Source organism: Micromonospora rhizosphaerae, from assembly GCF_900091465.1.
In the GTDB taxonomy this organism is placed as follows: Bacteria; Actinomycetota; Actinomycetes; order Mycobacteriales; family Micromonosporaceae; genus Micromonospora; species Micromonospora rhizosphaerae.
The window spans coordinates 6,988,941-7,008,553 of record NZ_FMHV01000002.1; the positions used below are offsets into that span (position 1 = coordinate 6,988,941).

Sequence of the window (19,613 nt, forward strand, 5' to 3'; positions counted from 1 at the left end):
ACCCCCGCCCCGGTATCCGGAGGATTCTCTGAGCGGGCGCGGATCGCCGGGGGCGGAGGGGTCTCAGGCGGTTAGGCGGTCGGCGCCGGGGCGGGCCAGCGGGACGACCAGCACCGCCTCCGTGCCGCCGGTGGTGCCGTTGCGCAGCTCGATGGTGCCGCGCAGCTCCCCGGTCACCAGCGCCCGGACGATCTGGAGCCCCAGCCGGCTGCCGCTTTCGGCGTCGAACTGCTCGGGCAGGCCGCGCCCGTTGTCGGCGACCGAGACGTGCAACTCCTTGCGGAGCCGGTGCGCCGAGACCACCACCTCGGGCGGCAGGCCGGCGTCCCCGACCGGCTCCGAGGGCAGCTCGCCGTCGGCGGCGGCCGGCGGGAATCCGTGCTCGACGGCGTTGAGCAGCAGCTCGTTGAGGACCATCACCAGCGAGGTGGCGATCTCGGCGGGCAGTACGCCGAAGCTGCCCGAACGCCGCATGCGGACCGTCACCTCGGTCGCCGCGACCTCGGTCGCCGCGCTGGCCACCCGGTCGACGATGCCGTCGAACTCGACCGCCTCGTCGCTGGACATGGAGAGCGTCTCGTGCACCAGGGCGATCGAGGCGACCCGGCGTACCGACTCCTCCAGGGCGACCCGGGCCTCGGGCATGGCGACCCGGCGGGCCTGCAGGCGCAGCAGGGCGGCGACGGTCTGGAGGTTGTTCTTCACCCGGTGGTGGATCTCCCGGATGGTGGCGTCCTTGGTCATCAGCGCCCGATCCCGGCGGCGTACCTCGGTGATGTCGCGGACCAGCACCAGCGCGCCGATCGGCACGCCGGCCGGCATCAGCGGCAGCGCCCGGGTGAGCATGGTCGCGCCCCGGGCGTCGATCTCCCGCCGGGGCGGCGCCTCGCCGCGCAGCGCAGCCAGGACGGCGTTCCCGGCGTCGGTGCCCTCCAGCGGGTCGTCGGCCAGCCGGCGGTGCAGCTTGGCCAGGTCCTCCCCCACCAGGTGGGAGGCGTATCCCAGCCGCCGGTACGCGGACTGCGCGTTCGGGCTGGCGTAGGTGACCTTGCCGTTGGCGTCCAGCCGGACCAGCCCGTCGCCCACCCGCGGCGCCGAGGTGGTCTCGCCGGGGTGCCGCGGCGGCGGGAAGGTGCCGTCGGCGATCATCTGGGCCAGGTCGTCGGCGGTGGTGAGGTAGTTCAGTTCGAGCTGGCTGGGCGTGCGGGCCGTGGAGAGGTTGGTGTCCCGGCCGACCACCGCGATGATCTCGCCGTTCTCTCCGTCGGCGCTGCGCAGCCGGACGGGGATCGCCTCGTGCCGGGCGGGCACGTCGCCGTACCAGACGGGGTCGCCCTCCCGCCAGATCCGGCCCTGCCGGTGGGCGACCTCCAGGTGGGCCACCTCCGGCCCACCGACGATCCGGCCCACCTGGTCGTCGAGGTACGCGGTCGGCGCGGTCGTCGGGCGGACCTGGGCCACGCAGAGGAAGGTGCCCTCGCCGTCCACCGGCACCCAGAGCAGCAGGTCGGCGAAGGAGAGGTCGGAGAGCAGCTGCCAGTCGCCGGCGATCCGGTGCAGGTGATCGATGTCGGCCGGGCGGAGCTGGGTGTGCTCCTCGGCGAGGTCGCGCAGCGTGGACACGCTGAAAAGAGTGCCACGCCGGGCGTCACATCGTCGCGGTGATCTTCCGCAGCCCCCGGGGCGCGTCCGGGTCCTCGCCGCGGGTCAGCGCCAGCGCCAGGGCGAGCCGCTGCAGCGGCAGGATGTCCAGCAGCGGGGCGTACCGCTCGTCGACCTCGGGGACGGCCATCCGGGCGGTCGCCTCGACGTCGGCGGAGCCGACCACCACCACGTCGGCGCGGCGCTCGCCGAGCCGGGGCAGCACCTCCCGCATCGACCGGCCGCCGGGGCCGGAGCCGACCACCGCGAGCACCGGCACGTCCGGGTCGGTCATGGCGAGGGGGCCGTGCAGCAGGTCGGCGCCGGAGAAGGCGAGCGCGGGCAGGTAGGAGGTCTCCATCAGCTTCAGCGCCGCCTCCCGGGCGGTCGGGTACGCGTACCCGCGGCCGGTGGTGACCAGTTGGGCGGCGAACCGGTAGCGCGGCGCGAGCTGGGCCGGGGTGGGGTCGGCCAGCGTGCGGGTGGCGAGCTCGGGCAGCGCGGCGAGGGCGGATCGTTCCTCGGCCGGGAGCACCCCGTCGCCGGCCCGCACGCCCTCTATCAGCATCAGCAGCGCGAGCAGCTCGGCGGTGTACGTCTTGGTGGCGGCGACCGCCCGCTCATGCCCGGCGGCGATGTCCACCGAGAGCTCGGCGGTCTCCGCCAGCGGGGAGCCGGGAGCGTTGGTGACCGCGAGGGTGAGCGCGCCGGAGGCCCGGGCCACCCGCAGCACCTCGGCGAGGTCGGGCGAGCCGCCGCTCTGGCTGACCCCGACTACCAGGGCGTCGGAGAGGTCCGGCCGGGCGCCGAAGACGGTGATCGCGCTCGGCGAGGCGAGGCCGGCCGGGAGGCCGAGGCGGATCTCGGTCAGGTACGCCGCGTAGAGGGCGGCGTGGTCGGAGGTGCCGCGCGCGGTGAGGACCACGTGCCGGGGGCGGCGCTCGGCGATCACGGCCGCCACCCGGGCGATCGCCCCGGCGTGCTCGGCGGAGAGCAGGCGCTCGTAACCGGCCGGCTGCTCGTCGATGTCGGCCGCCATGCCGGCCCCTGGACGGGTCACGAAGAGCTCCTCCCTGCGCGGTTTCCGCGCGATCCGTGCTCAGTCTTGCATCATTTGTCCTGCTCGAGCAATGGAACGAACAGCAATGCGCAGTGGATCACCATGTTGACGCACCATCCCCTAGGCTTGCCCGGCCGGCGAACCGACTCACCGAGAGGACGACGTGCCCGAGGGAACGGACGACCCCGCGCTGTCCGCGGCGGAGGAGCTCGCGCTGGCCCGGCTGGCGCTGGCCGAGGGAGACCTCCGACACGCCGCCGACCACGTCGCCGCCGCCATCGTCCAGGCCCCGACCCTGCCCGAGCTGCACGAAACGCTGGCCCGGGTCGCCGCGGCCAGCGGCAACGACCTGGAGCTCTTCCCGCTCGGGCACCACGCCTTCGTCGGCGCGGTGGTGGCCCGCGCGCACCTGCTCGCCGCCGCCGGGCGGCCGGCCGAGGGCCTCGACCTGCTGGCCGCCGCCACCGGCTACGCGCCCGGCGTCGACTGGGCCGGCGTGCCCTGGGTCACCGCGCCCGAGCTGCCCGAACGGCTCGATCCCGAGCGGACCGCCCGGATCCTCATGCAGCTCTGTGCGGCCGTGCCGGACCCGGTGCCCCGGCGCGCCCGGGACCCGCTGCGGCCGTACCTCACGCTCGCCCGCAACGCGATCACCGTCCATCCCGGGCATTCCCTGCTGCTGGGCGCGGCGTCCGCGCTGGCCCGGCGGGTCGGCGAGGTCACCCTCGCCGTCACCTGGGCCAGCCGGGGGGTACGCGCGCAGCCCTCCAAACTCGGCGAGGTCTGGCTCGGGTACGCGTACCGCAGTGCCGGCCGGACCCGAGACGCCCTGGCGGCGCTCGGCCGCGCGGTCGGGCATGATCCGGACGATCTCGCGGTCTACGCCGACATCGCCGGCACGCTGGCCGACCACGGCCGGCTCGACGAGGCGCTCGACTGGATCGACCGGGCGCTGGCCCGCGACCCCACCTTCGACTGTGCCGTGCACACCGCGCACCGGCTGCGGTTCCTGCGCGACGGGGACGTGGCCCACCTGGTGGCGCTCGCCGACTTCATCCGCGACCATCCCGACGACAGCCACGAGCACGGCGACCTGGCCGAGTGCTGCCGCAGCCGCCCGTGGCTGGGGCAGGTGACGCCGGCCGGTGGGCTGATGCTGGACGCGCTGCGGCAGGCCCTCGCCGCCGAGGGCGCCGCCCGGGTGGCCGTCCGGCTGGACGCGCTTGAGCCGCCGAGCGCGATGCGTACCGTCGCGGCGGCCGTGCCCGGGTTGGACGTCGAGGTGGCGGAGGTGGCCGACCCGGATCCGCGCGAGCCCCGCCGGGCCACCGCCTGCCAGCTCTGGCGGTACGACGGCACGACGGTCGCGCCCACGCTGCCCCTCCCCTCGGGCGAGGCGACGGAGCGGATCCGGCAGCTCGCCCACCCGGCCTGGCCCCACCCACCGGCCGCGTACGACGCCGCCGTCGGGCTGGCCACCCTGGAGCTGAAGGACCTGCTCCGCCTGCTGGTGCACCCGCCCGCGGCGCCGCCGACCGGGTTGGGGCGGGTGCTGGCGGGCCAGGACCCTTCGCTCTGGGTGCGCTGCGTGCAGGTCTGGGCCTGCCTCGGCCTGCTGCATCACCGCACGGACGAGTCGTGGGCGGAATCCACCCGGCGCCGGGTGCTCGTGCAGCTGGTCTGGGGCGTGGAGGACTGGATCACCGAGGCGGCGCTCTTCGCCCTGATCACCGCCGCCTGGGTGGAGCCTGCGGTACGCCCGGACGTGGCCCGGGTGGTGGCCGAACGCCTCGCCGACGTGGCGGCCGTGGCCCGGGAACGCCGGGTGCCGATCGCCGCCTCCCTGGCCCACCTGGCCCTGGCCACCCCCGCCGTGGACGCGGCGACCATCGCGCTCGCCCACGAGCTGCTCGGCGACACGTCGGGGCGGCCGCGGCGGCCCGGCCCGCTGGCTCGCCTCTGGCGCCGCCTCGGCGCCCTACTCCGGCACCCCTGACCCGCCGCGAACCCGTCCCCTCAGGTCGCCGATGATCGACTCAAGGCGCGGCATGTCGCGGTGTCAGAGGGCGCTGACAGCCCGACCTGCCGCAAGCCGTGACGGCCCTGGCGGGCATGCCGCCCGGAGTAGGGCGGGGCGGGGCGGAAATGCGGCGCGGCCACGCCGTACCCGGGAAGGGTCGGCGTGGCCGCGGACCGCGCGTCAGGCGACGGGGGCCTTGCCGAGGGCGGTCTCGGCCTGGTCCTCCGGGGTCTCGCCGCCGGGCCGGGCGTCGTTGGCCGAGCGGAGCGGGACCTCCTTGATGAACCAGGCGAGCACCGGCACCACGACGGTGAAGAGCACCGCCCACAGGAAGACGTGGGAGATGGCATCGGCCAGGCCACCGAGGACCAGCTCGCGCAGCTGCGCCGGCAGCTCCTTCAGCTTCTCCAGGTCCATCCCCCGGCCCTCGCCGGTGCCACCGCTGAACGCGTCGCCGGCGGCGGACTCGGCGAGCCGGTTGGCGAAGATCGCGCCGAACAGCGAGACCCCGAACGAGCCACCGATGGACCGGAAGAAGGTCGCCGCGCCGCTCGCCGCGCCCAGGTCCCGCTGCTCGACGCTGTTCTGCGCGATCAGCATCGAGGTCTGCATGAGGAAGCCCATACCGACGCCGAGGACGATCATGTAGAGCGACGACTCGGTCTTGCTGGTGCCCAGGTCCAGCCGGGTCAGCAGCGCCATGCCCGCGGTCATCACCACGCCGCCGATGATCGGGAAGGCCCGGTAGCGGCCGGTCTTCGTGATCGTGCGCCCGACCACGAGCGAGACCACCAGCATGCCGAACATCAGCGGGAGCAGCAGCAGCCCGCTGTTGGTCGCCGAGGCGCCCTGCACGGTCTGCTGGTAGAGCGGCAGGAAGCTCATCGCGCCGAACATGGCGAAGCCGAGCAGGAAGCCGATCACCGAGATGAGGGCGAAGTTGCGGTTGGCGAAGAGCCCCAGCGGCAGGATCGGCTCGGCCGCCCGCCGCTCGACGAAGCCGAAGACGACCAGGGCGACCAGGGCGAGGGCGGCGAGACCGAGGATCTGCGGCGAGGCCCAGTCGTACTCGTTGCCGCCCCACGTGGTGAGCAGCACGACAGCGGTGATCCCGACCGAGAGCAGCGCGGCGCCCAGCCAGTCGATCCTGTGTTCGGTGCGGTACTTCGGCAGGTGCATGGTGGTGGCGAGCACCAGCAGCGCCACGCCGCCCAGCGGCAGGTTGACGTAGAACGCCCAGCGCCAGGAGAGGTGGTCGGTGATGAAGCCGCCGACCAGCGGGCCGGCGACCATGGCGATGGCCATGATGCCGGCGATCATGCCCTGGTAACGGCCCCGCTCGCGGGGCGGCACCAGGTCGCCGATGATCGCCATCACCCCGACCATCAGGCCGCCGGCGCCGAGGCCCTGCACGGCGCGGAAGGCGATCAGCTCGATCATGCCGTCGTGGACGCCGCCGAACAGGTCCGAGCCGGACATGCCGCAGAGCGCCGAGCCGACCAGGAAGACGACCACCGAGGTGAGGAAGACGGCCTTACGGCCGTAGAGGTCGCCTAGCTTGCCCCAGATCGGGGTAGAGACCGTGGTGCCCAGCACGTACGCGGTGACCACCCAGGTGAAGTGGTCGACGCCGCCGAACTCGCCGACGATCCGCGGCAGGGCGGTGCTGACGATCATGTTGTCGAGCATCGCGAGCATCATCGCGATCATCAGGCCGAAGAGCACGACCCGTACGTTGGGTCGCGCCGACGCCTGGATTTCCTGACTCATGGGTAAGCTCCCCCGAAGATGTGTCGAACTTACTTGCCGCCCGGCTAGTCACCTTACTAGCCGGACGGTAAGTTGGGCAGCAGGAAACCGTCAAGCGAGTTAGGTGGTTCGGGTGAGGGAGAGCACAGGCGGCACGCGGAAACGCATCCAGGCCGTCGCGCTGGAGCTCTTCACCGAGCAGGGGTACGAGAAGACCTCGCTCCGGGAGATCGCCGAGCGGCTGGGCGTGACCAAGGCCGCCCTCTACTACCACTTCAAGAGCAAGGACGAGATCGTCAACAGCTTCGTCGAGGACCGGCTGGGCCGGATGGACGAGCTGATCGCCTGGGCCCAGTCGCAGCCGGCCACCCTGGCCACCCGCCGGGCGCTGATCACCAGGTACGCCGACGCCATGTTCGCCAGCGAACAGCCCTCGGTGATGCGCTTCTTCGAGCAGAACCAGACCGTGCTGAAGAGCCTCGCCGCCGGCCAGCAGATGCGGGACCGGATGATGCGCCTCGCCAACGAGCTGTGCCGCGGCGACGACTCGCCCGCCGCCCAGCTGCGCGCCGCGCTGACCCTCTTCGCCGTGCACAGCAGCTGGTTCGCGGTGCGCGCCCCGCACATCACCGACGAGGAGCGGAAGAAGATCGCCCTGGAGGTCGCCGACGAGCTGCTGTCGAGGATCGCCGACGCCGACTGACCCGACCGATCAGGCCCGGCCGGTCAGGTCCAGGCGCAGGCCGAGCAGCATCACCCCGGGCAGCGGGGACCAGTCCTTCTCCGGCACGCGGACGAAGCCCATCCGCTCGTAGAGCCGGTGCGCCGTGGCGGCCATCCCGCTGCGTACGCAGATCACCACGGCCGAGCAGCCCAGCTCGGTCGCCCGGGACACGCAGGCGCGGACCAGGGCCGCCCCGGCTCCCCGGCCCTGGACTGACGGATCGACGGCGAGCATCCGGAACTCCGCCTCACCCGGGCCACACAGTTCGGCGTACGGGCTGCCGGGCAGCACGAACGTCACGGCCCCCAACACCTCACCGGTGGCCTCGTCGACGGCGACCAGCACCTCGCCGGTCTCCGCCCGGGTGGCCACGTCGGCGAGCACCACGCCGTAGCCGTTCTCGCCCTTGAGCTGGCCGTCGGCCTCGTACGCCGCGACCGTCAGCCGGGCCACCGCGGCGAAGTCGGTCGGGTCCGCCCGGCGGACCGAGAGGCCGGTCAACCGATCACCGCGATCAGGTCGCCGTCCTGCACGACGTCGCCCTCGTTGACCGCGATCTGCTGCACCACGCCGTCGGACTCGGCGACGACCGGGATCTCCATCTTCATCGACTCGAGGATCACCAGCGTGTCCCCTTCGGAGACGGTGTCCCCGGCCGACGCGACGACCTTCCAGACGTTCGCCACCATCTCGGCGCGGATCTCCTCGGCCATCTCACGGCCCTCCCTCCACCGGTGTGTCTGCGAACGGTATCCAATCATGACCCGGGACACCGCGGGCGCGGAGCGGTCATCACGCCGCGTTCGGCCCCGCCGGACCACCGGCGCCGCCGCCGGCACTAGGCTCAGCGGGTCGGACCCCGGAAGCCCGGAGGACCGGTACGCGACCTCCGCCGCGCTCGCCGCGGTCGGATGTGACCAGCTCAAGGAGGCACAGCATGGCGAAGAAGGCCCGGAAGAAGAGGGCTCGGAAGAAGAGCAGCGCCAACCACGGCAAGCGCCCCAACGCCTGATCGGCGGCGGGCGCACCCGCCGGCGACGATCAGCAGCTCCCGCGGCCCCGGGCCGGGAGACACCGGTGGCCCGGGTCGAATCCGACCCGGGCCACCGGTTTCTCGTCACTCAGGCGCTCATTCCGCCAGCTCGCGGGACTCGTTCGTCTCGAAGACCACCAGCTCGGTGAGGCGCACCCGCAGCCGCTCGCGCAGCTGCTCCGGCGCGATCTCGTTGCCGCAGCAGCGGGCGACCAGCGCCTTCACCTCCTGCTCGATGCCGTACTCGCGCAGGCAGTGCCCGCACTCGTCGAGGTGGTGGCGGATCAGTGTGCGGCGCTCCTCCGCGCACTCCAGATCGAGGTAGAGGTAGACCTCCGCGAGCACCTCGCGGCAGTCCGTCTCGTGCGGCTCTCCACAGCTCACGGTCACACCTCCCGGCCGGCGGCGGCGGCCGAACCCTTGGACGCCGGCGCGGCGCTGAAGCCCCGCTCCGCGGCGTACTGCTCCAGCAGCTTGCGCAGATTACGTCGACCCCGGTGCAGTCGCGACATCACGGTGCCGATCGGCGTGCCCATGATCTCGGCGACCTCCTTGTAGGAGAAGCCCTCGACGTCGGTCAGGTAGACGGCCAGCCGGAACTCCTCCGGCAGCTGCTGAAGGGCCTCCTTGACATCGCTGTCCGGCAGGCGGTCCAGCGCCTCGGTCTCCGCCGAGCGCAGCCCGCTGGAGGTGTGCGACTCGGCCTCGGCGAGCTGCCAGTCGGTGATCTCGTCGGTGGGCGCCTGGATGGGCTGGCGCTGCCGCCGACGGTAGGAGTTGATGTACGTGTTGGTCAGGATCCGGTAGAGCCAGGCCTTCAGGTTGGTGCCCTGCTCGAACTGGTGGAAGGCGGCGTACGCCTTCAGGAACGTCTCCTGGACCAGATCCTCGGCATCCGCCGGGTTACGCGTCATCCGCAGCGCGGCAGGGTAGAGCTGATCGACGAAGGGCATCGCGTCCCGCTCGAAGCGGGCCCTGCGCTCGTCCGTCTTCTCGGTGGTCAACCGCACATCCCCTCGCGTCGGATGCTTTCCCGCCGAGGATACGCGTGCGGACCTGCCCGCAGATCCAGTTCCGGCCGGTGTGGTACTCACCACGGCCGACGCGGGCCACTCCGGCGCGTCCAGCAGCTGCCTCAGCTGCCGCGCGTCCCGTTCGTCCCGGCTCCGTGTCTGGGTCGGCACCGGTCACCCCCCTCGGCTGAAAACGTCATCCGCGGGTAGTAACGCGCGCCGTGGGCCGGCTCATTCCGCCCCCGCCGATCCTGGTCCCGGCCTCGGCCGCGAACCGACGCTGGGACCAGGAAGGGCCTGGGAGGATGACCCCAAACGTCCGAACCGGGCGATTGGTGCCATCGATTGCAACGAGCTGCTGGTACCGCCGGAAACGCCCCGCTTGTCCGAGCCGGCCTAACGGATCGGCATCAACATCCGGCAGACCCGTCCGGACCCGCCCGGTCGCCCGCCCAGACGCGGCCGCCGCGGCTACCCACGAGCCGACTCGGGCGGTTGCTCCGTCCAGCCCTGCCGGCGCAGCCACCCGAGCACCGCCTCGGCCGTGCCGGCCGGGTCGCGCCGCAGGCCGTGGCGCTCCCCCGGCCGCACCACGACCTCGATCCCCGGGCCGGCCTCCGGCACGCCGAACGGATCCCGGTCGCCGTTGACTACGAGGGTCGGCAACCCCGTCGACAGCTCCGCCGCGCGCGAACGCTCCGGACGACCCGGCGGGTGCAGCGGGAACGCCAGCGCCACGATCCCCGCCGCGCCGACCGCGCCCGCCGTGCGGCAGGCGACGCGGGCGCCGCTGGAGCGCCCGCCGACCACCAACCGGGACACCGTCGGATGGCGCTCCGGCAGCGCGGCGAGCACCGCCGTCCACGCCTCGTCCAACTGCCCGGCCGGAGCCGGCGCGCGTCGACCGGCGACCCGGTAGGGCTGCGTCACCCGGACCACCGCCACCCCGGCGTCGACCGCCGCGTCGCGGACCGCGAGCAGATCCGGCGCATCCACCCCGCCGCCGGCGCCGTGCCCGAGCACGAGCACGGTGGTGGCCGGCCCGGCCGGCAGATCGGTGTCGATCCGGGCCCGCCCGCGGGGCGTGTCTATCTCGTCGCTGTGCCGCACCGGCCCATTCTGCGCCCGAGGCGGGACGTGGCACGGGCCCTCGGCGAGCGACGCCGGAACGGATCCGCCCGCCCCCACCGTGAACGGCGGAGGCGGGCGGCAAGGGGTCAGCTCAGCGGCACCAGGGTGAGCAGGCGGTCACGCACCGGCGGCCCGGCCTCGTCGACCGCGTCCGGATCCGGCTGCACCTCGCTGCGCCAGGCGACGAGCATCGCCCGCCGCTCGCGCGGTGTGGTGCCGCCCCAGACGCCGTGGCAGTCGCCCACCTCCAGCGCCCAGGCCAGGCAGGACCCCTGGACATCACAACTGCGGCAGAGCGCGACGGCCGTGTCCGCCGGTTCGTTGGGTGCCGGAAAGAAGGTTTCCGGGTCCACACTCTGGCAGGTCCCTCTGGTCCGCCACGCCTCGTCCTGTCGCCGCTCTCGCACGGCCCGCAACAGTCGCGGATCTCGTCGTGCGGCGGCCACCTCATGCGGGCGGGGCATACGCGCCCGTGTCATTCACCCACCTCCCCCGTGGGACCGGCAAGATCGTGAAGATCGATGGGGTCACCCGCCCCGTGCGAATGGACGCCCATCGCCGGCGCTGTGTTCTATCGCACTTGCCGACGCGTGGACAAGACTCTGCCGTAAAGATGGCTAAACGGCCGGGAGACGTTTCACCCGCAACCCTGGCAAATCAGCACACGACAATGTGACGACAGTGATCAGAAGAGCGTCATTTCCGTCGCGTCCTCCGCGCGCGCCGTCGGCACCCGGGCGGTCAGCTGCGGGCCGTCGTTGCGGACGTCGCCGACCGCCGGGGAGACCGGGCGGATCTCCAGCCCGGCGAGCCACTCAGCCGACGGCGGGGCCAGCAGCCGGGCGGGATCCTCGGTCGGGGCGAGCCAGGGCGTCCAGCGCTGCCGGGGCAGCAGCAGCGGCATCCGGTCGTGCACCTCGGCCAACTCGCCGACCGCCGCCGTGGTCAGCACGCTGAAGGTGAGCAGCGGGATGCCCGCCGACTCCCAGACCGACCAGATGCCGGCGAAGGCGAGCACCGAGCCGTCTCTCGGCGTCATGTAGTAGGGCTGCCGGCGACCGCCCGGCTCACGGACCCACTCGTACCAGCCGTCGGCCGGGACCAGGCAGCGCCGGCGGGCGAAGGACGGGGCGTACGCCCGGCTGGTGGCGACCGTCTCGGCCCGGGCGTTGATCATGCGGGCCGCGCCGGCGGCCGTCCGGGACCAGTGCGGGACCAGCCCCCACCGGCCGACCGACAGGGCGCGCCGCCGCTGCGGGTCGAGCCGGACCAACGGCACCGGGTCGGTGGGGGCGACGTTGAAGTCCGGGCCGACGCCGCCGCCGGTCTCGTCGTACGACTCGAACAGCGCGCTCAGGTCGTCCGTGCTCCTGGTCGTCGCGTACCTCCCGCACATGGCGCACACGCTAACCCGCCGACGGGTCCCCGGCTGTCCCGCCAACCGGGAGTCGGCCCGACGGCCGGGTCCGCCCGTCGGTGGAGACGGCAGAATGTAACCGTGGGGAATCTGACCGCAACCCGGCCGCCGCAGCCGTGGACCGCACCGACCGCCAGCGACCCGGTGGCCGCGACGCTGCGCCTGCCCGGTTCCAAGTCGATGACCGCGCGGGCCCTGGTGCTCAGCGCCCTGGCCAACGGCCCGTCGACGCTGGACGGGCCGCTGCGCGCGCGGGACACCGAGCTGATGGCCGGCGGGCTGCGGGCGATGGGCGCACACGTGTCGATCTCCGACGACGAACGCTGGCTGGTCCGGCCGCACCGGCTGGTCGGCCCGGCCCACGTCGACGTCGGCCTGGCCGGCACCGTGATGCGCTTCGTGCCGCCGGTGGCCGGCCTCGCCGAGGGTCGGGTCACCTTCGACGGCGACCCGCAGGCCCGGGTCCGCCCGCTCGGCCCGCTGATCGGGGCGCTGCGCTCCCTCGGCGTACGCATCGACGCCCCGGCCACCCGCAGCCTGCCACTGGTGGTCCTCGGCGCCGGGCGGGTGACCGGCGGTGAGGTGGTGATCGACGCCTCCGCCTCCAGCCAGCTCGTCTCCGGGCTGCTGCTCGCCGCGCCGCGCTTCGACCGGGGCGTGGTGGTCCGGCACCAGGGCCCGCCGGTCCCCTCCGCGCCGCACCTGCGGATGACCGTACAGATGCTCCGGGCCGCCGGGGCCGCCGTCGACGACACCACCCCGGACGTCTGGGCGGTCGAGCCCGGCCCGCTGAGCGGCCGCGGCTGGAAGATCGAGCCGGACCTCTCCGGTGCGGTCCCGTTCTTCGCCGCCGCGCTGGTCACCGGCGGGGAGGTGACCCTGCAGGGCTGGCCGCGCAGCAGCATGCAGCCGGTCGAGCAGCTCCGCTCGCTGCTGCACCGGATGGGCGGCGAGGTGACCCTGACCACCGCCGGACTGACCGTGCGGGGCACCGGCACGGTGCACGGCCTGGACGCCGACCTCTCCGACGTCAGTGAGCTGACCCCGGCGCTGACCGCGCTGGCCATGCTCGCCGACTCGCCGTCCCGGCTGACCGGCGTCGGGCACATCCGGGGTCACGAGACCGACCGGATCGCCGCGCTGGCCCGGGAGTTCGCCGCGCTGGGCGCGGACATCACCGAGTCCGCCGACGGGCTGGAGATCCGCCCCCGCCCGCTGCGCGGCGGGACATTCCGGACGTACGCCGATCACCGGATGGCGCATGCCGCCGCGGTGGCCGGGCTGGCCGTCCCGGGCATCGAGGTGGACGACGTGGCGTGCACCTCGAAGACCATGCCCGAGTTTCCGGCACTATGGTCGGCGATGGTTACCGGAAAGAGCTGACGCGACGGGGGGCACGTCCTGACGAGCAGGCGGCGGGAGTACGACGAGGAGGACGTACGGGTCCGACCCGGGAAGTCCTCGCGCCCGCGTACGCGCACCCGCCCCCGGCACGAGAACGCGGTGGACGGCTTCGTGATCGCCGTCGACCGGGGCCGGTACACCTGCGTGCTGCCCGACGTCGGGCCGGAGGGGCCGACCGTGACCGCGATGCGGGCCCGCGAGCTGGGGCGCAAGTCGGTGGTGGTGGGCGACCGGGTCGCGCTGGTCGGCGACACCTCCGGCGCGGCCGGGGCGCTGGCCCGGATCGTCCGGATCGCCGAGCGCAGGTCGGTGCTGCGCCGCACCGCCGAGGACGACGCGACCACGACCGAGGGGCGACTGGAACGGGTCGTGGTGGCCAACGCCGACCAGTTGATGATCGTCAGCGCGCTGGCGGACCCGCCACCGCGTACCGGCTTCATCGACCGCTGCCTGGTGGCCGCGTACGACGCCGACATCGAGCCGCTGCTCTGCCTGACCAAGGCCGACCTGGCCGGCCCGGAGGCGGTGCTCGGCTACTACACCGAGCTGGAACTGCCGTACGTGCTGATCCAACCGGACTCCGACCTCGACGCGCTGCGCACGCTGCTCGCCGGCCGGATCTCGGTCATGGTGGGGCATTCCGGGGTGGGCAAGTCGACGCTGGTCAACCGGCTGGTGCCGGAGGCGGACCGGGCGGTCGGCACGGTGAGCGCCATCGGTCGCGGCCGGCACACCTCGACCAGCGCGGTCGCGCTGCGACTGCCACCGGCACCCGGCGCGAAGGGAGACCCGGGCTGGATCATCGACACCCCCGGGGTGCGCAGCTTCGGGCTGGCGCACGTCTCGGCGGACAGCCTGCTGCACGGCTTCCCCGACCTGGTGGAGGGGACGGTGAACTGCCCCGCCAACTGCCAGCACACCGCCGACGAGGCGGACTGCGCGCTGGACGCCTGGGTGGCGGCCGGCAAGGCCGACCAGCGCCGGCTGGCGTCGTACCGCCGGCTGCTGGCCTCCCGGGCCGGCGAGGTCGACCCGCGCGGCGAGCCCACCCAGCGCGGGCCCGGCGAGCGCGAGGAGTGAGCTTGCGAGCCCCGCAGTCGCGAGCGAAAGACCAGCCCGGCGAGCGCGAGGAGTGAGCTTGCGAGCCCCGCAGTCGCGAGCGAAAGACCAGCCCGGCGAGCGCGAGGAGTGAGCTTGCGAGCCCGGCGGTCGCGCGAAAGACCAGCGCGGCGATCCGCCCGCCGGAACGTGGCGCCGGGACGATCGTTACCGTTTCCGGCATGACCGGGTACGCCGCGGACCTCGCTCTCGCCCACCTGCTCGCCGACCGGGCCGACGCCGTCGCCACGGCCCGGTTCCGCGCCCTGGACCTGCGGGTCGAGTCGAAGCCGGACCTGACCCCGGTCTCCGACGCGGACACCGCGGTCGAGCGGGAGATCCGCGGCCTGCTTGCCGAGCACCGCCCGGGCGACGGCCTGCTCGGCGAGGAGTACGGCGAGCAGCCGGCGGCGGCTCCGGGCGGGCGGCGCTGGGTGGTCGACCCGATCGACGGCACCAAGAACTTCGTCCGGGGGGTGCCGGTCTGGGCCACCCTGATCGCGCTGCTGGAGGGGGATCGGCCGGTCCTCGGCCTGGTCTCCGCCCCGGCGCTGGGCCGGCGCTGGTGGGGCGCGCTCGGCGCCGGGGCGTACGCCGGACCGGACCTCGCCGGCGGCACGCCGATCCGGGTCTCCGCGGTGAAGGACCTCGCCGACGCCAGCTTCTGCTACTCCTCGCTCACCGGGTGGGAGGAGGCCGGCCGGCTGGACGCGATGCTGCAGATCATGCGGGACAGCTGGCGCAGCCGGGCATACGGCGACTTCTACGGCTACATGCTGCTGGCCGAGGGGGCGCTGGACGTGATGGTCGAGCCGGAGCTGTCGCTCTGGGACATCGCCGCGCTGGTGCCGATCGTCACCGAGGCCGGCGGTACCTTCACCGATCTGGCCGGACGCCCCGCGCCGGCGGGCGGCGAGAACAGCGCGGTGGCCAGCAACGGCCTGCTCCACGCCGACATCCTGGGCCGCCTCGGTCGGCCGGCCGAGCGTTGACCGGCAGTTGCCTCTATCCTCGCCAGGTGGCGTCCTCCGGTTGGTGTTTTCTCGCGGCGATGATCGTCGCCTACGGCTTCGCCAACCTCCTCCAGTCCGTGGCCGCCACCCGCACCACGGTGCACCACACCTTCGACCCGGGGCTGCTGCTGCGGCTGGCCAGCCACCGGACGTACCTGGTCGGGCTGCTCTGCCAGGTCACCGGCTTCGTGCTGGCCTTCCTGGCCCGCCGTGACCTGCCGCTCTTCCTGGTCCAGGCCAGCGTGGCGGCCGGGCTCGGGGTGACCGCCCTGCTCGGGGTGATGGTGCTCAAGTGGCGGCTGCCGGCCGCCGAGGTGGCGCTGCTCGCGCTGCTGTTCGGCGGGATCACCGCGCTGGTGCTGGCCGCCCGGCCGGCGCCGTCGCGGCAACTCGGCACGGCCGGGCTGATCGCGCTGGCGGCCGCGCTGGGCGCGATAGCCGTGCTCGGCTTCTTCGCGGTCCGGCTGCACGGCGCGCCCGGCTCGGTGGCGCTCGGCTCGCTCGCCGGCCTGGCGTTCTCGGCCGCCGCGGTGGCCGCCCGACCGCTCGCCTCGGCGGACTCCGCGGAGGCGTTCGTCCGGGACCCGCTGCTCTACCTGCTGGTCGCCCACTCGGTGGTCGGGCAGTTGCTGCTCGGCCTGGCGATGCAGCGCGGTTCCACCACGGCGGCGGTGGCGGCGATGGACGCCGCCGGGGCGGTGCCCGCGGCGATCGTCGGCCTGCTGCTGCTCAACGACAAGATCTGGCCGGGACGGGAGTGGCTGGCCGCCGCGGGCTTTCTGATCACGCTGGTCGCGGTGGTCGGCCTGACCCGGTACGCCGAGCCGCAGCACCACCATGCGGTGGCCCGGGACCGGGAGCGTTTGATGGTCGGCGCCGGCTCGGCCGCCCGCCCGCGCCGCTGACCGGCCGGCCCTCGATACCGCCGCTACCGGCCGCTGCCCTTCCCCATCACGCCGCCTCGACCGGCTTGCGACGGCGGACCACCCGCTCGTAGAGCCGCTCCAGCGCGCCGGCCGTCCGCTCCCAGGTGTAGCTGCACCGGACCCGGTCGACCGCGGCGTGCCCGTACGCGAACCGCCCGGCGTTGTCGGAGAGCAGCCGACGGAGGGTCACCCCGAGGGTGCGGATGTCCCCCGGCGGCACCAGCTTCCCGGTCACCTCGTCCACCACCGCGTCGGCGATGCCGCCCATGGCGTAGCCGACCACCGGCACGCCGCAGGCCATCGCCTCCAGCGACACCCGCCCGGCCGACGAGTAGTGCGGGGTGCAGGCGACCACGTCGGCGGAGCGGTACCAGGTGGCCATCTGGTCGTGCGGCACCGCGCCCACCAGCTTCACCTGGTCGGCCACCCCGGTGCGCTCGGCCAGCTCGCTCAGCCGGCGCGCCTCGGCATGGTTGGCCAACTGGTCGGCCGGTGGACCGCCGGCGATCACCAGCTCGGCGTCGCCGACCAGCCGCATCGCCCGGATCAGGTCCTCCTGGCCGTGCCCGGGCGAGAGCCCGCCGACGGAGAGGATCCGGGCCCGCCGGTCCCGGGGCGCCGCCTCGCCGTCCGGATGGAACTGCTCGGTGTCGACCCCGGTCGGCACCATCGCCACCGAGGTGCGCTGCAGCCCCATCCGGGTCAGCTCGTCGACCTCGTCGTTGCACTGCGCGACCGCGATGTCGACCGCGCGGGTCAGCGCCCGCTCCAGCGGGATCCGCTGGCCCGGCCCGTCGTACTGCTGACCGAGGTGACGCAGCTGCTCCACGCCGAGCGAGTGGAAGGTCTGTACGACCGGTATGTCGGTCTCGCGTACCGCGTGCGCGGCGGCCAGGCCGCCGACCCAGTAGTGCCCGTGCACCACCTCCGGCGCCCAGTCGCCGGACCACCGCTCGGACAGCCAGCGGCCGAACTCGGCGACGTACGGCACCAGCTCGGCCGTGGGCATCGGGGTGGGCGGGCCGACCGGGACCCGTTCCAGCCGGTAGCCGTCGACCTCGACGCACTCCGGCTGCCCCGGCTCGTCGCGGCGCTCGTAGACCTGCACGTCGTGGCCCCGTTCGGCGAGTTCGGCGGCGACCCGCGCGATGTGCTGGTGCGTGCCGACGGTCGGACCGTCGACCTGCCTGGACGGGCCGGCGTGCGCGCACACAAGGCCGACGCGCATGGTGCACCTCCATGCGATGTACGTGCGGTGGTCCTCCGGTCAGAGGGTCCCATTAACCCGGGCCCGGTGCGCCGAAACCTGGCAGATCGGGACCGGACCGGCGCGGCGGTGCCGGCGGGGCGCACCCCGGCGGGACCCGACCTTCTGTCGACATCCTGACAACCGCCCGGAAACACCCGCTTCGCGACCGTGATCCGGGCGACCGCGCCCGCATGACCCACCATGACCGGGGGTACCGGCGAAGAATGCCGCTTTCCCGCAGTCTCGACGACGCCACGGTGGTGATCACCGGCGCCTCCAGCGGGATCGGGACCGCGACCGCGTACGCGCTGGCCCGGCAGGGCGCCGACGTGGTGCTGGCGGCCCGGAGCCAGGACGCGCTCCAGCGGGTCGCGGAGCGCTGCCGGGAGCTGGGCGGGCGGGCGCTGGTGGTCCCCACCGACGTGACCGATCCGGAGGCGGTGGTGCGGCTAGCGGCGCGGGCGGCGGCGCAGTTCGGCCGGATCGACGCCTGGGTCAACAACGCCGCGGTGAGCGCCGTCGGACTCTTCGACGAGATCCCGGTCGAGGAGTTCCGCCGGGTGGTGGAGGTGAACCTGCTCGGCACGGTCTACGGGACGAAGGCGGCGCTGCCCTGGCTCGGCGCCGCCGGCGGCGGGGTGCTGGTCAACAACGCCTCGGTGCTGGCCGAGGTGGCGATGCCGTACCAGTCGGCGTACAACGCGACCAAACACGGCATCCGCGGGCTGGCCGACACGGTCCGGCAGGAGCTGCGAGTCACCGGCCGGGGCAACATCTCCATCTGCACGGTGCTGCCGGCCAGCATCGACACGCCCTTCTTCCGGCACGTCGCCAACCACACCGGTCGGGAGATGACCCCGGCCCCGCCGGTCTACCCTCCCGAGGTGGTCGCCGAGACGATCGTCCGGCTGCTGCGCCGGCCGCGCCGGGAGGCGTACGCGGGCGGCGTCGGCCGGCTGATCGCCCTCCAGTGGCGGCTGGCGCCAGCGCTGGTCGAGCGGCTGCTCGCCTGGTACACCCGCCGGACCCAGTTCGGCCCGGGCGTACGCCTGGCCAGCAGCGGCAACGTCTTCCGGGCCAACGCCGAGGCCGAGCCCGTCGGCGGCTGGCACGGCCGGCGCCGTCAGCTCGTCCGGATGACCGCCGCCTTCGGGCTGGCCGCGGTCGGCACCGCCGTCGGCACCGCGGCGGCCATGACGAGACGATCGCGGACGGAGCGCCGATGAACCGAACCGAGCGGTCGGATGCGCGGCCCGAGGCCGGCATGCACAATGGGACGATCATGCCGACGGACGTGCGCTGCCTGGTGGAGACGGACGAATCGTCCGCGATGGTCAGGCTGACCGGCGTGCTCGACCTGGCCGGCGTCGGCGCCGTCCGCGACGCGCTGCTGGCCCGGCTCTGGGCGCGGCCCGGCCCGGTGATCGCCGATCTCTCCCGGCTGCGGGTGGCCGAGCCCGCCGCCCGTGCCGTCTTCGACGAGGTGCACCGCGAGGTGTCCGACTGGCCCGCCTCGGACCTGCTGGTCCTGGACCCGGCCGGAGCCTGGGAGGCCACCGGGACGCCTGTCTGCGCGAGCCTGGACGAGGCCCAGGCGGCGCTGGTCGCCGCGCCGCTGGCCGCCGTGCTGAACGCCGAGCTCACCCCCGCCGTGGGCGCCGCCCGGGAGGCCCGGGCGCTGATCACCGACGGCTGCACCCGCTGGGAGGTGCCCGAACTGGCCGAGCCGGCCTGCATCGCGGTCACCGAGATGGTCAACAACGTGGTGGCGCACGCGCAGACGCCGATGACCGTCCGGGTGGCCCCGGGGGACAGCTCGCTGCACCTGGCTGTGCGGGACCGCTCCCCCCGGCAGCCGGCGTTCGCCGGGCTCGCTCCGCTGACCTCGGCCGGCGGCCGCGGCCTGCTGCTGATCGACACGGTCTCCCGACGCTGGGGCAGCACCCCGGTGCCGGACGGCAAGGTCGTCTGGTGCGTGCTGGATCCGGAGGACGAGGCCGCGTTCCGCGGCTGACCGCTCACCCTCGCCGGCGGACGCGTCCCCCGACCGACGAGCCGAGCGCACCCTTTCGCCGCTTTTATCCCGATCGCCACCGCCGGACCCGGTTAATGCGGGGAGCGCAGTGGGTAGTGAT

Annotated in this window: 18 protein-coding genes and 2 pseudogenes; 9 read left to right on the forward strand and 11 right to left on the reverse strand. The window is 73.9% G+C overall.

All coding sequences use genetic code 11. From position 1 onward, the window contains the following. Positions 1-63 precede the first annotated feature (63 nt). Both GA0070624_RS32860 and GA0070624_RS32865 read right to left on the reverse strand, forming a co-directional pair. Positions 64-1,623, reverse strand: coding sequence for a sensor histidine kinase (locus tag GA0070624_RS32860; RefSeq protein WP_091347466.1), 1,560 nt, complete (start codon positions 1,621-1,623; stop codon positions 64-66). Between the two features lie 25 nt (positions 1,624-1,648). Continuing rightward, positions 1,649-2,680, reverse strand: a complete 1,032-nt coding sequence (locus tag GA0070624_RS32865) for an SIS domain-containing protein (RefSeq protein WP_091347468.1) — start codon at positions 2,678-2,680, stop codon at positions 1,649-1,651. A gap of 184 nt (positions 2,681-2,864) precedes the next feature. Between GA0070624_RS32865 and GA0070624_RS32870 the strand changes: the two genes are divergently transcribed. Then, positions 2,865-4,697 (forward strand): tetratricopeptide repeat protein, encoded by a 1,833-nt coding sequence (locus GA0070624_RS32870; protein WP_091347470.1) that lies wholly within the window; start codon positions 2,865-2,867, stop codon positions 4,695-4,697. Between the two features lie 204 nt (positions 4,698-4,901). Here GA0070624_RS32870 and GA0070624_RS32875 read toward each other — a convergent pair whose 3' ends face one another. After that, positions 4,902-6,491: an MDR family MFS transporter gene (locus GA0070624_RS32875; protein WP_091347473.1), complete on the reverse strand. Its 1,590-nt coding sequence runs from the start codon at positions 6,489-6,491 to the stop codon at positions 4,902-4,904. A gap of 112 nt (positions 6,492-6,603) precedes the next feature. Between GA0070624_RS32875 and GA0070624_RS32880 the strand changes: the two are divergent. Further along, positions 6,604-7,285 (forward strand): annotated as a pseudogene (locus tag GA0070624_RS32880) (TetR/AcrR family transcriptional regulator). Here the strand turns inward: GA0070624_RS32880 and GA0070624_RS32885 are convergent. Together GA0070624_RS32885 and GA0070624_RS32890 are read right to left on the reverse strand one after the other, a co-directional pair. After that, entirely contained in the window at positions 7,183-7,695 is a 513-nt protein-coding gene (locus tag GA0070624_RS32885) for a GNAT family N-acetyltransferase (protein WP_091347476.1), read from the reverse strand. The pseudogene GA0070624_RS32880 and the gene GA0070624_RS32885 overlap by 103 nt on opposite strands. Further along, positions 7,692-7,907 carry a biotin/lipoyl-binding carrier protein gene (locus tag GA0070624_RS32890; protein WP_073834949.1) on the reverse strand — a complete coding sequence of 72 codons (216 nt, stop codon included), beginning with the start codon at positions 7,905-7,907 and terminating at the stop codon, positions 7,692-7,694. The genes GA0070624_RS32885 and GA0070624_RS32890 overlap by 4 nt, the downstream gene beginning before the upstream one ends. Positions 7,908-8,131: 224 nt before the next feature. On the opposite strand from GA0070624_RS32890, the gene GA0070624_RS37075 reads away from it, so the two are divergent. Then, the gene (locus tag GA0070624_RS37075) at positions 8,132-8,206 is read left to right on the forward strand and encodes a 50S ribosomal protein bL37 (protein WP_141715252.1); all 75 of its coding nucleotides are present in this window, start codon (positions 8,132-8,134) and stop codon (positions 8,204-8,206) included. Between the two features lie 117 nt (positions 8,207-8,323). On the opposite strand, the gene rsrA is transcribed toward GA0070624_RS37075, so the two are convergent. The 5 genes from rsrA to GA0070624_RS32915 all read right to left on the reverse strand — a co-directional run bounded on the left by rsrA (position 8,324) and on the right by GA0070624_RS32915 (position 11,767). Beyond that, positions 8,324-8,611 (reverse strand): mycothiol system anti-sigma-R factor, encoded by a 288-nt coding sequence (gene rsrA, locus GA0070624_RS32895; RefSeq protein ID WP_091347478.1) that lies wholly within the window; start codon positions 8,609-8,611, stop codon positions 8,324-8,326. Between the two features lie 2 nt (positions 8,612-8,613). Beyond that, positions 8,614-9,411: a sigma-70 family RNA polymerase sigma factor gene (locus GA0070624_RS32900; protein ID WP_281181037.1), complete on the reverse strand. Its 798-nt coding sequence runs from the start codon at positions 9,409-9,411 to the stop codon at positions 8,614-8,616. A 300-nt stretch (positions 9,412-9,711) separates the two neighbouring features. Further along, positions 9,712-10,350: an alpha/beta hydrolase family protein gene (locus GA0070624_RS32905; RefSeq protein WP_091347482.1), complete on the reverse strand. Its 639-nt coding sequence runs from the start codon at positions 10,348-10,350 to the stop codon at positions 9,712-9,714. Between the two features lie 107 nt (positions 10,351-10,457). Next, positions 10,458-10,850, reverse strand: coding sequence for a WhiB family transcriptional regulator (locus tag GA0070624_RS32910; RefSeq protein WP_091347484.1), 393 nt, complete (start codon positions 10,848-10,850; stop codon positions 10,458-10,460). A 206-nt stretch (positions 10,851-11,056) separates the two neighbouring features. Beyond that, complete coding sequence (locus GA0070624_RS32915) at positions 11,057-11,767, reverse strand: SOS response-associated peptidase (protein WP_091347486.1); 711 nt, start codon at positions 11,765-11,767, stop codon at positions 11,057-11,059. 102 nt (positions 11,768-11,869) lie between these two features. Between GA0070624_RS32915 and aroA the strand changes: the two genes are divergently transcribed. From aroA to GA0070624_RS32935, 4 genes and pseudogenes are all read left to right on the forward strand, one after another. Further along, positions 11,870-13,171: a 3-phosphoshikimate 1-carboxyvinyltransferase gene (gene aroA, locus GA0070624_RS32920; RefSeq protein WP_091347489.1), complete on the forward strand. Its 1,302-nt coding sequence runs from the start codon at positions 11,870-11,872 to the stop codon at positions 13,169-13,171. A 165-nt stretch (positions 13,172-13,336) separates the two neighbouring features. Continuing rightward, a complete protein-coding gene (rsgA, locus tag GA0070624_RS32925; protein WP_091350346.1) occupies positions 13,337-14,272 on the forward strand; it encodes a ribosome small subunit-dependent GTPase A in 936 nt (311 codons plus the stop codon). A gap of 200 nt (positions 14,273-14,472) precedes the next feature. Further along, positions 14,473-15,282, forward strand: coding sequence for a histidinol-phosphatase (hisN, locus tag GA0070624_RS32930; RefSeq protein ID WP_091347490.1), 810 nt, complete (start codon positions 14,473-14,475; stop codon positions 15,280-15,282). A gap of 59 nt (positions 15,283-15,341) precedes the next feature. Continuing rightward, positions 15,342-16,300, forward strand: a pseudogene (locus tag GA0070624_RS32935) (hypothetical protein). Here GA0070624_RS32935 and GA0070624_RS32940 read toward each other — a convergent pair. Beyond that, complete coding sequence (locus tag GA0070624_RS32940) at positions 16,255-17,457, reverse strand: glycosyltransferase (RefSeq protein ID WP_091347496.1); 1,203 nt, start codon at positions 17,455-17,457, stop codon at positions 16,255-16,257. The pseudogene GA0070624_RS32935 and the gene GA0070624_RS32940 sit on opposite strands and share 46 nt — an antisense overlap. 245 nt (positions 17,458-17,702) lie before the next feature. Here GA0070624_RS32940 and GA0070624_RS32945 point away from each other — a divergent pair, with 245 nt between their 5' ends. Then, on the forward strand, positions 17,703-18,704 hold the full coding sequence (locus GA0070624_RS32945) for an SDR family oxidoreductase (protein WP_091347498.1): 1,002 nt from the start codon (positions 17,703-17,705) through the stop codon (positions 18,702-18,704). Then, entirely contained in the window at positions 18,701-19,492 is a 792-nt protein-coding gene (locus tag GA0070624_RS32950) for an ATP-binding protein (protein ID WP_245719095.1), read from the forward strand. Before GA0070624_RS32945 ends, GA0070624_RS32950 begins: the two co-directional genes overlap by 4 nt. Positions 19,493-19,613: the final 121 nt, after the last annotated feature.

Excerpts from the sequence above, each read along its gene's own strand:
- GA0070624_RS32865 (WP_091347468.1), bottom strand. The coding sequence starts at position 2,680 with ATGGCGGCCGACATCGACGAGCAGCCGGCCGGTTACGAGCGCCTGCTC.
- GA0070624_RS32875 (WP_091347473.1), bottom strand. The coding sequence starts at position 6,491 with ATGAGTCAGGAAATCCAGGCGTCGGCGCGACCCAACGTACGGGTCGTG.
- GA0070624_RS32890 (WP_073834949.1), bottom strand. The coding sequence starts at position 7,907 with ATGGCCGAGGAGATCCGCGCCGAGATGGTGGCGAACGTCTGGAAGGTC.
- GA0070624_RS32910 (WP_091347484.1), bottom strand. The coding sequence starts at position 10,850 with ATGACACGGGCGCGTATGCCCCGCCCGCATGAGGTGGCCGCCGCACGA.
- GA0070624_RS32915 (WP_091347486.1), bottom strand. The coding sequence starts at position 11,767 with ATGTGCGGGAGGTACGCGACGACCAGGAGCACGGACGACCTGAGCGCG.
- hisN (WP_091347490.1), top strand. The coding sequence starts at position 14,473 with ATGACCGGGTACGCCGCGGACCTCGCTCTCGCCCACCTGCTCGCCGAC.
- GA0070624_RS32940 (WP_091347496.1), bottom strand. The coding sequence starts at position 17,457 with ATGCGCGTCGGCCTTGTGTGCGCGCACGCCGGCCCGTCCAGGCAGGTC.
- GA0070624_RS32945 (WP_091347498.1), top strand. The coding sequence starts at position 17,703 with ATGCCGCTTTCCCGCAGTCTCGACGACGCCACGGTGGTGATCACCGGC.
- GA0070624_RS32950 (WP_245719095.1), top strand. The coding sequence starts at position 18,701 with ATGAACCGAACCGAGCGGTCGGATGCGCGGCCCGAGGCCGGCATGCAC.